Annotated in this window: 13 protein-coding genes and 1 tRNA gene; 7 read left to right on the top strand and 7 right to left on the bottom strand. The window is 62.0% G+C overall.

The features are described from left to right. Both B3547_RS09125 and B3547_RS09130 read left to right on the top strand, forming a co-directional pair. Window positions 1-1,214: aminomethyltransferase family protein (locus B3547_RS09125; protein ID WP_292962315.1), on the top strand; the 1,214-nt coding region annotated here is incomplete at its 5' end. After that, the gene (locus B3547_RS09130) at window positions 1,207-1,722 is read left to right on the top strand and encodes a hypothetical protein (RefSeq protein ID WP_292962317.1); all 516 of its coding nucleotides are present in this window, start codon (window positions 1,207-1,209) and stop codon (window positions 1,720-1,722) included. The genes B3547_RS09125 and B3547_RS09130, both read left to right, overlap by 8 nt. A 46-nt stretch (window positions 1,723-1,768) precedes the next feature. On the opposite strand, the gene B3547_RS09135 is transcribed toward B3547_RS09130, so the two are convergent. The 6 genes from B3547_RS09135 to B3547_RS09160 all read right to left on the bottom strand — a co-directional run bounded on the left by B3547_RS09135 (window position 1,769) and on the right by B3547_RS09160 (window position 8,709). After that, on the bottom strand, window positions 1,769-4,183 hold the full coding sequence (locus B3547_RS09135; protein ID WP_292962319.1) for a TonB-dependent receptor: 2,415 nt from the start codon (window positions 4,181-4,183) through the stop codon (window positions 1,769-1,771). Window positions 4,184-4,342: 159 nt separating this feature from the next. Further along, complete coding sequence (locus B3547_RS09140) at window positions 4,343-4,828, bottom strand: MarR family winged helix-turn-helix transcriptional regulator (RefSeq protein WP_124808382.1); 486 nt, start codon at window positions 4,826-4,828, stop codon at window positions 4,343-4,345. 95 nt (window positions 4,829-4,923) lie between these two features. Continuing rightward, window positions 4,924-6,003, bottom strand: coding sequence for a glycoside hydrolase family 76 protein (locus tag B3547_RS09145; RefSeq protein ID WP_292962322.1), 1,080 nt, complete (start codon window positions 6,001-6,003; stop codon window positions 4,924-4,926). Between the two features lie 15 nt (window positions 6,004-6,018). After that, complete coding sequence (locus B3547_RS09150; RefSeq protein ID WP_292962324.1) at window positions 6,019-6,588, bottom strand: GNAT family N-acetyltransferase; 570 nt, start codon at window positions 6,586-6,588, stop codon at window positions 6,019-6,021. Further along, on the bottom strand, window positions 6,575-7,747 hold the full coding sequence (locus B3547_RS09155) for an aromatic amino acid transaminase (protein WP_124808379.1): 1,173 nt from the start codon (window positions 7,745-7,747) through the stop codon (window positions 6,575-6,577). The genes B3547_RS09150 and B3547_RS09155 overlap by 14 nt, the downstream gene beginning before the upstream one ends. A gap of 158 nt (window positions 7,748-7,905) precedes the next feature. Continuing rightward, window positions 7,906-8,709 (bottom strand): DUF1134 domain-containing protein, encoded by an 804-nt coding sequence (locus B3547_RS09160; RefSeq protein WP_124808378.1) that lies wholly within the window; start codon window positions 8,707-8,709, stop codon window positions 7,906-7,908. A 252-nt stretch (window positions 8,710-8,961) separates the two neighbouring features. On the opposite strand from B3547_RS09160, the gene B3547_RS09165 reads away from it, so the two are divergent. The 3 genes from B3547_RS09165 to B3547_RS09175 all read left to right on the top strand — a co-directional run bounded on the left by B3547_RS09165 (window position 8,962) and on the right by B3547_RS09175 (window position 10,828). Continuing rightward, a tRNA-Ser gene (locus tag B3547_RS09165) sits at window positions 8,962-9,054 on the top strand. 183 nt (window positions 9,055-9,237) lie between these two features. Further along, window positions 9,238-10,413, top strand: coding sequence for a tyrosine-type recombinase/integrase (locus B3547_RS09170; RefSeq protein WP_292962328.1), 1,176 nt, complete (start codon window positions 9,238-9,240; stop codon window positions 10,411-10,413). A 64-nt stretch (window positions 10,414-10,477) separates the two neighbouring features. Then, complete coding sequence (locus B3547_RS09175) at window positions 10,478-10,828, top strand: tyrosine-type recombinase/integrase (protein ID WP_292962513.1); 351 nt, start codon at window positions 10,478-10,480, stop codon at window positions 10,826-10,828. Here B3547_RS09175 and B3547_RS09180 read toward each other — a convergent pair. Further along, entirely contained in the window at window positions 10,821-12,674 is a 1,854-nt protein-coding gene (locus B3547_RS09180) for an ATP-dependent nuclease (protein WP_292962331.1), read from the bottom strand. The genes B3547_RS09175 and B3547_RS09180 overlap by 8 nt on opposite strands. 1,067 nt (window positions 12,675-13,741) lie before the next feature. Between B3547_RS09180 and B3547_RS09185 the strand changes: the two genes are divergently transcribed. Both B3547_RS09185 and B3547_RS09190 read left to right on the top strand, forming a co-directional pair. Beyond that, a complete protein-coding gene (locus B3547_RS09185; protein WP_292962333.1) occupies window positions 13,742-14,380 on the top strand; it encodes a hypothetical protein in 639 nt (212 codons plus the stop codon). Window positions 14,381-14,483: 103 nt separating this feature from the next. Next, the gene (locus B3547_RS09190; protein ID WP_292962335.1) at window positions 14,484-14,837 is read left to right on the top strand and encodes a DUF3768 domain-containing protein; all 354 of its coding nucleotides are present in this window, start codon (window positions 14,484-14,486) and stop codon (window positions 14,835-14,837) included. Window positions 14,838-15,115: the final 278 nt, after the last annotated feature.

Consider the following 15,115-nt stretch of genomic DNA (forward strand, 5'->3'; position numbering starts at 1 on the left):
TCGCCCCGGTCGCCATCGCCGCGCTTGCCGCCGACCGCCCCAACGGCGCGCTGTTCCGCCCGTGGCAGCACCTGCCGACGCACGACTGGCACGTCGATCGGGGGGCTGTGTTCGAGGACTTCGGCCATCTGCGCCCGTCGCACTACCCCCTTGCCGGCGAGAGCATGGAGGCGGCGGCCCGGCGCGAGGCGCTGGCCGTGCGCGGCAACGTGGGCGTCATGGACAGTTCCTCGTTCGGCAAGATCGAGCTGAAAGGACCGGAGGCCGGCCGCTTCCTCGACCTGATCTCGCTCGGCCGCCCCAGCACGATTCCGGTCGGGCGCGCGCGCTACAACCTGCTGTGCGACGAGCTCGGCGTGCTGCTCGACGATGGCGTGATCGCCCGCCTGGCCGACGATCACTTCCTGCTCAACGCCAGCAGCGGCCATGCCGCGCGCGTGCGCGGCTGGATCGAGGACTGGCACCAGTGCCAGTGGCCGCTCGATCTGGTGACGCGCGACGTGACCGAGGAATGGGCGGTGCTGACCGTCGCGGGGCCGAAGGCGCGCGACGTGGTGCGCGCGGCGGGCTGCGCCCTTCCCCCGGCCTCGGCCGATTTCCCGCACCTGTCCGTCGCCGAAACCTCGCTCGATGGCCACCGTGTCCGCATCCAGCGGGTCAGCTTCACCGGCGAACTCAGCTACGAGATCGCGATCGCCGCGCCACAGGCCGGAATGCTGGCCGACCGTCTGTGGGAAGCCGGGCAGGCGTTCGGCATGGTGCCGTTCGGGCTGGAGGCGCTTGACATCCTGCGCATCGAAAAGGGCTTCATCCACGTCGGCACGGATACCGACGGCGCGACGATCCCGGCAGACATCGGCTGGGGCAAGCCCGGCCAGCGCGAGGGTGATTACCTTGGCAAGCGTTCGCTGCTCCATCCGTCCGCCACCAAGGCCGGCCGCCGCCAGCTTGTCGGTCTGGAGCCACTGGAGCGGCAGGAACCGTTGCCCGTGGGTGCCCATGTCGTGGGCGGCTCGCCGCATCCCAGCCAGGGCTTCGTCACCAGCAGCTGCTTCAGCCCCACGCTCGACCGTGCGATCGCGCTGGGGCTGCTTGCCGACGGGCGCCAGCGCCATGGCGAAACAGTAACGGTATGGTCGGAAGGGCGCGCCTTCCCGGCCCGCGTGGTGACGCCGCGCTTCCTCGATCCCGAAGGAGCCCGGCTCCATGTCTGAACCGGTGGCCACGGAGGCCGTGCATTTCCGCGTCGACAGTACGCCCGCTATCGCCCGGCTTACGTTCGATCCGGACCGCGATTCCGCGCTGACGCGCGCGATCACCGCCGTGCTGGAAGCGCCGCTTCCCGCACCGACCGTGCCCGTTGCCACGCAAGCCGGCGGCGCCCTGCTGATCTGGCAAGGGCCGCATGACTTCCTGATCGAAACGCCCGGCGCGCTCCTGCCGGCGCTGGAACAGGCCGTGGCGGGCAAGTCCGCGCTGGTGGGCGACGCGGGCGCCGGGCTGGTCTCCTTCACGCTTTCGGGACCGGGCGTGGCCGCACGGCTCGACCATGATCGGCCCGGCCCCGGTCTGTGCTCGCGCGTGATGCGCTTCGCCGCGCTGCGCGTGACGGCGGTGTGGCGGGAGGAAACCGTCCGCCTCCATGTGGACCGCTCGCATGCCGCCTATGTCAGGCAATGGCTGCTGGACCGCTGGGATGCGGTGGAGATGCCGGCGAGTTAGCGACCGCCCCTCGACGGATCGAGAGAACGGCCGCCATCCCCCTCCGTCAGAAGTGGTGTCCGAACTTGATCCCGAACAGTTGCGGTTTCACCGGATAGACACGGTAGTAAGCCCCGCAGAACGACGGCGCGCAGGCCGTGTTGCGGCTCAGTTCTCCGCGCGCGTCGAAGGCGTTCTGGATGTATATCTGGAACGTCATGTCGCCCAGTTGCCCGCCCACCGCGAAATCCGCCGTGGTGAAGGCCGGCGTCGGCCCGACCGCCGCATATTCGGCGTCGGTCAGGAACGTCCGCGAATTGCTCTGATGCAGCACCGATCCCTGTACGTAGGCGTCGATCGAACCCAGCCGGAAGTTGTAGCGCGCGGTGGCCGATCCCTTGAACTTCGGCTGGATCGGCAGGCGCGTGCCCCGCGCCGCCGCCGGCACAACGCCCGGCACGCACACGCTGTTGCCCGCCGCATCGAACTGGCAGAAGTCCGTGGTCAGCTTGGCATCGACATACGTCCCCGAACCGGAAAGCTGGAATCCGCCCATCCGCCAGTCGAAGTTGCCCTCGATCCCGTGCACGCGCGCGTCACCGGCGTTGTAGATGTTGGTGACGCCCGCCTGGCCGACCGGACTGAGGCCGAACTGCAGCTTCTTCCACTTCTCGATGAACACGGCCCCGCCGATCGTCAGCTTGCGATCGAACCAGCTTGTCTTCCAGCCGATCTCGAAGTTGTCGAGCGTATCGGACTTGTAGGGCAGGATGCCGGTCCTGCGGTTGAGGCCACCGGGGCGATAGCCCGTGGAATAGGTGGCATAGACCATCTTGTTCGGCGCGAACTTCCACGAAAGCGTGGCTTTGTGCGTCTCCCCGGAATCGACGAACTTGCCGTTGATGTTGGTACAGGGCCGGTCGGTTGAGGTCGTCGGCACGCAATTCGGATCTGCGGCATTGAAGGCAAAGCCCGAAAAGCCGATCTGCGTGTTCTTGGTGATGAAACCCCGGATGCCGACGTCGAGTGTCAGGTTGGGCACAATGTCCCACGCGACATCGGCAAAGGCGGCGTAATCGCGGTCCACGCGGTTGGTGCGCGTCCGGAACGTCGAATCCCCGAACCCCGGAATCGGCTTGGGATAAAAGAACCCGTCCTGCGGGATCTGCGAGATGCCGGGAATGATATAATCCGCCTCGATGTAGTCGGTCTGCCGTTCGAAGAACAGGCCGGCCGTCAACCGCAACGGCTCCTTGGCGGGAGAGGAAATGCGCAGTTCGTGCGTCATCTTGGTATAGCGGTCGGCCAGTACCTGATAGGTCGTGGGATCGAGGAAGCCGCCGTTCCCTGTCGGGAAATAAGTGTAATAGAAGCCGCCCTGATGCGAGCCGCCGTCATAGGCGACGGTGTAATAGCTGTAGTCGGTCTGGTTGCTGGTATGGCGTTCGAAATAGCCGCCGGCATAGGTCACGTCCCAGTCGGACAGCTTGCCCTCGATGGTCAGCGCGGCCTGATACCAGCTATCCTTGTTGAGATCGGGTGTGAAATCGTGAACCTGCAGGTCGCCGGCACGCGGATCATAGAGGAAGGCACCGTGCGCGACCTGATGCTGATAGGTAATGCCCGGCATCACCGTCCAGTCATCGTCCAGATCAATCTTCAGCGCGGCCCGGCCGCCCCAGGTATCGACGTCGTTGAAGTCCTTCTTGACATACTTCGCGTTGTTGATGGTGACGTTGGTCGTCGGGTCACCGTCGTTCAGCGTGTAGGTCCGCGTCGCCGGCGTGTTGTCGATATAGCCGCCGTCGTGCTCGTAGAACCCGACCAGGCGGATCGCCGCGCGCTCGCCCAGCGGGATGTTGACGAACGCTTCGGCGGTGCCGCCCACCGCGCCCTTGCCGAACTTGTTGAGGTCAAGATCATAACCGGCTGAAAACTTTGACGCATCGGGCTTGTTGGTAATCAGGCGAAGCGTGCCTGAAAGCGAACTGGCGCCGTAAAGCGTGCCTTGCGGGCCGGACAACGCCTCGACCCGCTCGATGTCATAGACATGGAAATCGACGTTGTTGGCGATGGTGGTCAGCGGCACTTCATCGAGATAGAGGCCGCTCGCCGGGGTGGAGCCGCCGTGCAGCCCGTCACCACCGCTGGTCACGCCACGGAAGTAGATCTGGCTCTGGCTGGGACCGAACGACTGGAAGCTGACGCTGGGAAGCAGCTTCGCGTAATCGTCGAAGCTTTGCACCTGGCGCTGGTCCAGCTCGGTATTGCCGAGCGCCTGGATGCTGATCGGCACGTCCTGCAGGCGTTCGCTGCGCTTGGTGGCCGTAACCACGATATCCACCGGCTGGTTCGGGTCCGCTGCCTGCTGCGCGTGGGCCACCCCGCTTCCCGCCACCCCTGTTCCCGCCAGCGCGGTGGAACCCAGCAAGGCCCCCGCACGCCACCACAAACCCGAAACACGACCGTCGCTACGCCGCATGGCCAGCTCCCCATTGCCCTGTCGCAATCACGTTATGCTTATCGAATTTGTTGGGGAGGTTTTCATGCAATTAGACAATCGTCAAGCACTTATTCTCCAACTGTCTAGGATGGTGCGCGCGGATCACCCTAGACTCCGCGCTATCCGCCGGCCCGGCATTCATGCCTTGTCGAATTCGCCCAGCAAACGGTCTCCGATGCGGACGAGCAGGGCGTCCAGCGTGGCCCTTTCCTCCGTCGAAAGGTCTTCCAGAAGGTGTTCATGGAACGCGGTGCGCTTGCCCAGCACATCGCGATAGACCCGTTCGCCCTCCGCCGTCAGCGTCAGGATCGGCGCGCGCCCATCGCGGGGGTTATCCTTGCGCGCCACCAGCCCCAACTCTTCGAGCGCGCTCACCGCGCGGCTGACCTCCGCACGATCGACCCAGGCTAGCGTCGCGATATCGCGCACCGTGCCGCCGCCCGGCATCAAACCCAGCCGGGCAAGCACGCGCCATTGGGCATAGGACAGATCGGTCTGCTGCGAGAGGGTGCGGATCGTGACGCGATCCATGATCTTGGCCAGAAGACTGATACGGAACGTCGGGAAATCGAGCTGGTCGATCTTCCATCCGGTCAATCCGGCATCCTGACTGTCCTCGCTCATGCCATCTCCGCCGCATCGGTCCGCGAACACCGGCTGGTCTGACCGCCGGATCGAAGCGTCAGTGTGTTGCGAAGCGGTGACTTGTCAACGCGTTCTCAAAGGTGGAGGCCGCCGGGATCAGTGGATGCGCCTGCCACCAGCAGGATGTTGAGGCCGGATACCTGCGACGCGGCACCGGCTGCCGACGCGGGATCGGACCAGTCGCTTCCGATCGCGCGCATGCCGGCGTCGCTGGCTTGCCATACGGCTTCGGCATTGGCCTGACTCCAGCGCAGCAGTTCCACATGGTCCGGGCCGGCCGGCATGTCGTCGAGCAGATGGCCCAGATGATAAGCGAACACGCCCTTGAACATGAAGCCGTCCGAACCGATCGAGGGAACCGGTTCGCGCAGAATGCCGCCGGGCGTGGAGAGCAGGCGCGTGGCGGTGAGGGCCGTTCGCACCGCGAGATCGCGATAGGCCGGATCGCCGGTGATCGTGGTCAGATCGGTCAGCCCACCGATCAGTACGCCCTGGTTGTAAGTGAAATAGGGTTGCCCGTTGTTGCGACAGGAGGCGTTCAGGCCATCATTGACCAGCCCGTCGCGTCCGATCATCGACGACTGGCTGATCCAGGACCAGATACGCAAGGCCCACTCGCGATACGCCTGTTGTCCGGTCGCCAGATACAATTGCGTGGAGGCATAGAGCAGCAGTTCGTTGGTGATGGCGTTCTTGTACGATCGCGCGGGGTCCCACCATAGCCCGCCCTGGCAACGATCATCCCAATAGGTCGTGACGAGCCGGCGATAGGTATCGCTGGCATAGTCGAGCAACGCCGGATCGTGATCGCCGTTCCACGCGTGAACGCTGGCGATCACCGCCCACAGCGCATCATCGTTAAGCGCAAGGCCGGCCCTGTTGCGCACGGCGGCATCCACCCGGCCGCGCCACGCGCGATCGCCCGTGCGCCGTTCGTAATCGATCAGCGCGTCCACGATCACGAACCGCTGCCAGGGTTCGCTTGCGCCCCAGCCCGCGGGCTGGCCCCATTGCTGGTCCAGATAGGCCGCCACCGTTCGGGCACGCGCCGACCACGGCGCATCCTCCGCATGAAGCGGCACGGCACACCCCGCGCCAAGGGCCACGATGCCCAGGCGGATCGCGAGCGACAGCAGCCGGCGCCTGCCTTTCACGGCACGGCCGGGCATTCAGGCCAGCGGACCGCTGGCGAAGCTATCGCGGGTGATCTCGTAGATCACGTGCAGCACCATCGCGCCGCCTCGCTCGACCACGTCGGTCGCGTCCGTCAGCCGGCCGCCGATCGCCTCACAGGCCTTGCGTGAGCGGATGTTGTCCGCGCCGATATGGAATACCACGCGCTGCACGCCGGTGAAGGCCTGCGCCAGCATCAGCCGCTTCATCTCGCGATTGTACGCGCCGCCCCAGCATTTGCGCGCCAGAAAGGTCCAGCCGATCTCGACTTGCGAACGCGCCGCGTCCAGTCCCTGAAAGCGGGAGGAGCCGACGATCTCCCCGCTTGCCCGGTCGATGGCGACGAGCGTTCCGCCCTTCTCCACCGCGTCGGCCATGAAGGCGCGAAACACCGGCTCCTGCCACCGGTCATGCGCCGGATGCACTTCCCAGATCAGCGGATCGGACGCGACGGCGTATAGCGCCTCGTAGTCTTCGGGCCGGTAGGGGCGCAGGAGGATGCGTTCCCCCTCCAGCACCGCCTGCCGGTCGAACAGCTCCGTCCCGGCCGGGTCAGGCCGCGACATCACCGAGCGCTTCGATGAACTTCTCGATATTGCCATTGGTCAGCCCGGCAATGTTGATGCGCCCGGAACCGGCCATGTACACGCCATGCTTTTCGCGGATGGCCAGGATCTGCTCGCCGTTGAGCGGCAGCATCGAGAACAGCCCATGCTGCGTGCCGAGCGGCGCCATGTTGACCGTGCCGACCTGTTGCGCGGCGGCGAGGCGATCGCGCACCCAGCGCATCCGGTCACGCATCTCGTCAAGTTCGGCGAGCCACAGCTTCGTCAGCTCGGCATCTTCCAGCACCAGCCGCACGGCGGCCGCGCCGTGATCCGGCGGCATCGACCAGCTGGCGCGCGCGATCGTCGCGCCGTTCGACATCGCCTTGGCCAGCGCATCGGCATCCGACGTCACCGCATAGAACGCGCCGACGCGATCGCGGTAAAGGCCGAAGTTCTTGTCGCAGCTGTAGGCCACCAGCGCTTCCGGCACCGTCGCCAGCACCTTGCGCAGACCATAGGCATCGGCCTCCATGCCCGCGCCAAGGCCCTGGTAGGCCAGATCGAGGATCGGCAGCACGCCCTGTGCCTGCAGCAGCGGGGCGATCTCGTCCCACTGCGCATCGGTATAGTCGACGCCGGTGGGGTTGTGGCAGCAACCGTGCAGCAGCACGGCGTCGCCCGCCTCCGCCTGCGCCAGCGCGGCCTTGAGCGCATCGAGATCGGCCGCGCCATCGGCGGTCATGTGCGGGAAAGTCTTCAGTTCCAGGCCGATCGCGTTCACGATCTGGGCGTGGTTGGGCCACGAAGGCGTGCCCATCCACAGGCGCTTGATGCCAGCGCGCTTGGCCACTTCCACCGCCAGCCGCACCGCGCCGGTGCCGCCGGGCGCCTGCATGCCTTCCACCCGCGAACGATCGAAGTCCGCGCCGAAAACATAGGGGATCAGCGCATGGACGAAGCCCATGTCGCCTTCAGGGCCGAGATAGGCCTTGGAGTCTTGCGTATCGAGCAGCCGCTTCTCGGCGGCCTTGATCGCCGCGAAAACCGGAGTCGCGCCATCGGACGTGCGATAGACACCCACGCCCAGATCGATCTTGTCCGCACGCGGATCGGCATTGTGCAGCTTGATCAGCGCAAGCAATGCATCGGCGGGCTGGGGAGCAAGATTTTCGAGCATGGGGTGTGTCCTGAAAGCTGCGGAAAACGCGGCGGCTCCATGCCGCCGCTATGCCTTCGGGGCAACCCCTGATTTGGCCTTTGGCCTGATTTGTCGACCAAAGAGGAGCCCGCCCGGCGCGCAGGCCGTTTCCGGTCAGGCGCCCCGCCGGACCCGCGTCAGAACGGCAGCCAGTTCTGCTTGTGCGAGAACTTCATGTAACCGGCGTTCACGCCCAGCCGCAGGCCAACGCCCATGCGCACCGGAATCAGCACCACATCGCCCCGGCGCAGATAACTGACGTTGAACCCACCGACGAGGTAAGCCTGCCCCTCGCCCGCGCCGAAGCGGTGATAGAGATCCTCGCTGTCGTACAGGTTGTAAACCAGCACGAACGTGTTGCCGGCATTGGCGCCGGCATCGAAGCCGATCGACGGACCTGTCCAGTAGACCGGCCGTTCGCCCTCCACCTTGTGGTGCAACGTGCCCGACCCGTACCGCAGGCCGACCACCAGCGCACCGCCGGCCTCGCGTCCGGTAATGTACCCGTTGGGTTCGCCCTGCTTGCCCAGAATATCGCGGATCATCAGCGCCAGCCCTTTGGCGCCCTTGCCGAACACGCCTTCCGCCGCACCGATGAGATCGTCTTCGTGATAGGTATTGCCCGGCGCGGCCTGCGCGCTGGCCGGCGGCGGCACGGGCGCCGCGGTCGTCGTCGCGGGCAAAGACGGATCGGACGCCGGTGCCGGCACGGTGGACGGAGCTGGCAGGGCCGGCGTGGTGCCCACCTCTTGCCCGACGGGCGTGGCATAGGTTCCCGAAGACGGCGTGACCGGGGTGGCACGCGCCGCCGCCGCGCCGTGCGACAAATCGCCGTCGATCGCCGAATTGGGATCGATCGTCTGCACCTGCGCCACTGCGGCTTGCCCCGCGACAAGCGCCAGCCCGGCGGCGGCCTGCATAATCCGGCGGTAGATATTCATACGTCCATCCCGATCCTGTTCATGCCCGGCCCCCGGCCGCAGCCGCCACGGTTAACCTTCAAGCACAGAATCCAGTCGTCGCTCCGCGACAATGAACGGGCGATGAGTCGAGTCGGAAATACGCCGGACCGACGAAACCAAGCGACGGTTGCCGCTTTTCCACCTTCCGGTTCAGGAATTGCAGGCGGCCGCCGGTCCCCCCTTGCCGCCTTGGTGAACCGCCGCTATAGGCCGCCCTCGCCGCTGCGATCCGGAGACGTGGGTGAGTGGCTGAAACCAACGGTTTGCTAAACCGTCGTACTGGTAAATCCGGTACCGAGGGTTCGAATCCCTCCGTCTCCGCCAGAACATGTATTTTGGCACTCCTCCCCGAACCGCCGCGAACGCCAAAAACTCAAGGGATTACGGGCATTTTGGCGGATTTCGCGTTCACGACCGACCGCCGAAGTTCGGGTCAAGCCAGCCATAAAACTATGGCTGAAACTATGGCTTGTTGCGCCGGTTTAGACCCGCTATTTCAGCAAAACCATGGCCACGCGCGCGCGTAACAAACTTTCGGCTAGGCAGGTGGCGACGCTCACCGAGCCCAACATCTACTCCGATGGTGGGGGTCTCTACCTGCGCATTCGCGCCTCCGGTCGTTCGTGGTTCTTCATCGGCACACTCCACGGCAAGCGAATCGAACTGGGCTTGGGCTCGGCGCTCGATGTCACGCTGGCCAAGGCGCGGGAGCGTGCGGCCCAAATCCGGACCATGCTGCTCGATGACATCGATCCTCGCGTCGAACGCGCCAAGGCGAAGATCGCGGCAAAGCCGGTGGTCACGTTCGGCCCCTTCGCCATGGGTCTGGTCGACGATATCGAAGACGGGTTCCGGAACCCCAAGCATCGCCAGCAGTGGCGCAGCACGCTCAAGACTTACGCCAAGCCCCTCTTCGAGGTGCCGATCCACGAGGTAACGACCGAACAGATTTTGGCGGTGCTCCAGCCAATCTGGCTGAGCAAGGCCGAGACCGCCTCACGGCTGCGCGGGCGGATCGAGCGCATTCTCGATGCGGCCAAGGTCAAGGGCTTGCGTACCGGCGAGAACCCGGCACGGGGACGCGGCCATCTCGATTTGCTGCTCCCCAAGAGAAGCAAGGCATCGGTCAAGCATCACGCGGCTTTGCCCTTCGCGCAGATCGCCGCGTTCATGACGGACCTGGGCGAACGTCCGGCTGTCGCGGCGCGGGCATTGGAGTTCACGATCCTCACCGCCGCCCGCTCCGGTGAAGCGCGGGGCATGACGTGGGGCGAAGTCAATCTGGAGGACAAGCTGTGGACCGTGCCGGCCAGCCGCATGAAAGCGCAGGTCCAGCACGAGGTGCCGCTCAGTGACGCCGCTCTCGCGGTCCTGACGGCCGTGAAGGAAGACGGGCTCAAGCCCACCGATTTTGTGTTTCCCGCACCGCGTGGAGGTTCCCTCTCCGACATGGCGCTCTCCCAGTTGCTCAAGCGCATGGAGCGCAAGGACATCACGGTGCATGGCTTTCGCTCGACCTTCCGCGACTGGGCTGGCGAGACGACCCGGTTCGGCCGCGAAGAGGTCGAGATGGCGCTGGCCCATACCGTGGCCTCTGCCGTTGAACGCGCTTACCGGCGTGGTCGTGCGCTCGAGAAGCGGCGAGAGCTGATGGCGGCGTGGGCGACCTATTGCGGCCGATAGGACGCCAGCCAACCCATGCCGAACGGATGTGGCATAGACGAAGGATATTTACGTAAATTACTGAATTGAATATCCTTTTCAAAGCCAGTCAAACCGGCCATTTCCGCTAGCATGGCATTGCGCCAGCCGTGTATGCATGAACGCAAGGATCAATGAAGTGCGACTGCACGATTTGAGGCACACAGCCGCCAGCATCGCGGTTTCGCAGGGCGCATCTCTTCCCGTCATCGGCCGCCTCCTCGGTCATTCGCAGGCCCAAGCCACTCAGCGATATGCCCACGTCGATTCCGACCCAGCACTCAAAGCTGCGAACGAGATCGGGAGTTTCATTTCAACCGCTTTCACTCCCGCAAAGAAGCGGACCAAAGCAAAGGTACGGGTCAAAAGGACCTCGGCCACGATTGAAATCATTTAGGGGGCATGGATGAAATTGGATTGGAGTCGCTTCGCCGACTTACCGCACTGACGAGTTCCAACACGTAGTTTGAAAGAGGCTCAATCAGCTCGGGATTATGCCTCTGAACGAGCTTTAGGAGTGCCAAGGAATCGTTCTTTTTTCGAAATTCGAGCCGCGTTTCAGTTAGATCCGAAACGGCATTCGCAATTAATTTTGCAGCATCCACCTCTGAAGCCCATTTTGCATCGAACAAATTTCCGTTCCAACTTTGGATGCGGAATCTTTGGGATGACGCAAGGTCAGTCAGCTTTGACGCTACTACGTCCACATTCAGTTCACCCTGAGAAGCATCTCGCCCAAGATCGCCTGTTTCAATGAAATCCCGCAAAGCGGCCGGGGAAATGAAATAGCATTCGATGTGCCGCCAAGGCAAAAAATACATCTGGTTTCTCGACGCTCGCCTCAGGTCCCCTTTCTCAGCTTCACTTAACTCCTCACTATCGAAGCTGAAGGCTACCGCGACCTTCAACGGATTCGCCGCACTGGTAAGTCGTCGATAGATATCCAAAATGAGATTGGCGTCGCGACGGGTTGTAGTGAAATCACCGGTTGCCGAAACTGATGTAAAAACCGTGGCCCTTGGCAGAGGCTTCCCTGTCCGAAATTCATAGAGGTAGGGAAAACATAGCTCCTCAGTTGGCCCTTCAACCCATATCACGCTGTCTGCTGCAAATACGTCCGACATCGACACGCCTAGGTGATCGGCCAGTTCGCGGAATTCCTCCACCCGTTTGAGTTCCAGCGCCGTCACCGAGCTTTCATAACCCTCGCGTTTGACGAGATGGATAGTGCTAGGGTTGCTGAAACTGACGACCTCAGGTGCGTGGGTCGATATGATGTATTGATGATGGCTGTATTCGGTCTGAATGATCCGTAGGAGGGCCTTGACGGCGGCGGGATGGAGGAAGCTGTTGATTTCATCTATAATTATGACAGCATCCTCAGATGTCATTATCGCTGTAAGAATGGCGATTACCTGAGCGACGCCAGTGCCACTCGAGTTCAGAGGAAAGCTAAGCTCTACACGTTCCATTTCTTCCGTGGGCCAGACTCGGATTTCAATGGTGTTGAGCCCCGGTCTCGGCCGGACACTGATATTTCCTACAGTTGAAAAAATTTGGCGCAGATGCCCAACGAGCTTTCGGAATATGCTGCCACGATCCCCGCTGAGAGTTAGTAAAACTGCCGGTAAATTGCTTGCATCTGGTTCAAGTCTGTTAGCATGTGAGTGCGAAGATTCCCCGACCTTCATTCGCTCAGCAGAGAAATAGAATGCTTTCTCAATCCAAATATTGTTGACGGCAATGGGAATATCATCAGATTTTGTAAACTGTGCGTGACAAACGAAAGAACCATTTTGATAAAATAATTTTGCGCACAATGATTCACTATCATTTTCACTTTTGAACATGCCATGGGAAGGATATTCCCCGATGAATGAATTGGTATTGCTTTTCACCGAAATAGAAATATTTTCTTTTTCAAAAAAACTATGGGAATATTTACTCACATCTTGCCCCATCGGAACAGGAACATGATGACCGGCATGACGAACAAAGAAAGGCATTAACTCCCGACCGCCCATTATGAAGCTCATATGGGCTTCAGGTGTTGGAATGAAAATATTATCCCAAGCTTCCGGAGACCTATGACGATCATCGGTAATCTGCTTCATAGCCCTCAACAATGCGCTCTTGCCCGCATTGTTCTGACCAATGATGAGGTTGATTCCTTCGCAAAATTCGAGATCACCAGTGTCGGAGAAAGATTGGAAACCGACGACGCGGAATTTTTGCAGGCGCATTTTTAGACCCTCCAAACCCAACTAATCGCGGATAGTCTGCAAAATCCAGACACAATTCGTTGGAGAATGGCGCAAGGGGAGCATCAGCCTGCAGCAGTCAGGAGATTGACCCACCATCTCCACGGAGGGGATCAAGGCGGTCAATGGGAAAGCTTAATTCCCCAAATTCCCGCACACAACCAGCAGAGCGCAGGAATGGCCACAATGACCAACACAGCGCAAAGGGCCATGCCAGAGCGGCCACGGCTGTTGAACGACTCTACGACGTCTACCAGTGCTTGCCAGCGATTCATGCCAACCTCGCATACAAACTGACTGCGCCACATCAGCGCACTCGGTTTCCAAAAACCCAACTCACCATTCAAAACGATGAGGTGACGACTTTTGTTGCGAAGGCATTCCTTGGTTGAGGGACTTTTTTAGGCTTATCGCACTGGCCAAGCGGTATCAAGTGCCTCGAGATTCAACTTACCGAAACATTTTGCTTGAACGTCGCGAAACAGCGATTTTTGGGCGTTAACTGAGCGGTTTTGACTCAAACTAGCTTTGAACGGGTGGAATTTTGTCCTCGGAAAGTTCGGTTTAGGCGTACACGGACATTTCCATTAACGGCCACGGTCGGCAGCCAGAGCTCCGAACGACGATAATAAGAAGTGTAGCTCTCCCATTGCGACCGACGCAGCATGTTCGGCTTTGCAAGCCCTGAATTGCCGCGCGCGGTAAGCACCACAACAAAATGCATTAAACTTCTGATTTTAATATCCTATTCAGCGCCAGCAAACTGGCCATTTTTGACATTTTTGCCCCCTTCCGCTAATATTGTGCTGCGCCAGCCGCGTTGGCCGGTGGTGTGGCTTGCGGGTCATGCCGCTGCCCGATCCGGTGTTGGCGCATTCTCGAAACGAGTTCCGCGAAGGGGATGGTCAGGGGTGTCCTGACCGGGTGACTGTTCGCGCCATCGTTCGGGGACACCGAGCCCCACGATGATCGCAACCTGCTGCAAGACCGGTGTCGAACCGGAGGAGGTCCCCTTGGTGGCCCTCCCTCTGTGCAGAAGGATTGAAGACATGAACCACGATCATCGCGCCAAAGTCGCCAAGCAGCAGGATCACGAATGGGCGGCCCGGGTGGTGCGGACCATTGGCCAGATCGAAGCCGACTTCTTCCACGCCGCCGGTCCCTTGAGCGAACGGATGATGACCGAAGGCCATCTGGCGATCGAGAAGGTGGTGAAGGACCCGTGGCAGATCATCGAGAACGACTGGATGACGCAAGTGGTCTGTCCGGACTGGAAGATGGCCCGTGGCGTCGGCACCGGCGACATGTGGTTGCAGATATCGGAAATCTCGGCGGACGAGGAAGGTAACGAACACACCTGGATTGCCGCCGCGACCAAGACCGGTCCCTCGTTCCTGTGCGTCGAACTGGTGTTCCGCCGGGGCCTGCAGGAATACGCAGAAGCGATCATCCGCGATGACAAGGCGGTGGGGGCCTTGTGGCAGCAGGGCTTCGCCCGCGACGAGGAAAGCCTTGCGTTGTTCGTGCCTATCCACATTCCGGCCGAAAAGCTGGCGCAGGCATTCGAGCAGAACGACCTCACGGCAACCGTCGCTCCGTTCGGCAAGGCCATGGCGCAGGCCATCGCCGCCAAGCCCGCGCTCGACACGTTGCTCGAACAGGTCCGCGCCGCCGGCAAGCGCAAGTAGGGATTAGGGATGCCGTGCAACGGAACCAACGCCGAATGTTGGCTCGGTTCCGCTGCGCGGTGCGCCCTACCTACCAACCACCATCAAAGAGGGAATCCCTGACATGGTCCGCCATGAGGATGTGACGCGCGATCCGAAGACGCGCAGGATACAGGAACTGAACGACCGGCTGCGCAAGACCGGTCTTGGAGGAAAATACGTCCTAACCCGGGCAGTGACGGTGCAAGCCGCCGGGGAATTGCCCGAACTGCTTCGCCTGATCCGGGAGTTCGACGACTTCCGACCCGGCAACGATCCGTGGGGCGAACACGACTTCGGCGAGGTCGTGCTCAACGGGGAACGCTTCTTTTGGAAGATAGATGCCTACGACGTGAACCTCGAGTTCGGCTCACCCGATCCGGCTGACGAGACGGCCACGTGCCGGGTCATCACCATCATGACCGCGATGGACCTGTGACCATGGGCCGGCATCGTCTTGAAGACCAACGCGGTCTTGAACAATCGCGGCCTTCGCCGCATAGCACCGTTACCTGCGGTCAGTCCCGCAGGGGAGGCGTCAGAACCTCAAATCGTACACGCCGGTCGAGATTCCTCGGCCGGGTGGTCGTCGCGCATGTCCAAGGCTCGCCTAAAGGCGGCGACGCCTTGTGTGTACGCAGGGTTCTGAACACCCGGCTTTGCCCGGTGCCTCCGTTGAACAGGGAGGCACGTGTGCAGCAGGGGTATCGTTCCCGA

The sequence above is a fragment of the Novosphingobium sp. UBA1939 genome, assembly GCF_002336885.1.
GTDB lineage: Bacteria > Pseudomonadota > Alphaproteobacteria > Sphingomonadales > Sphingomonadaceae > Novosphingobium.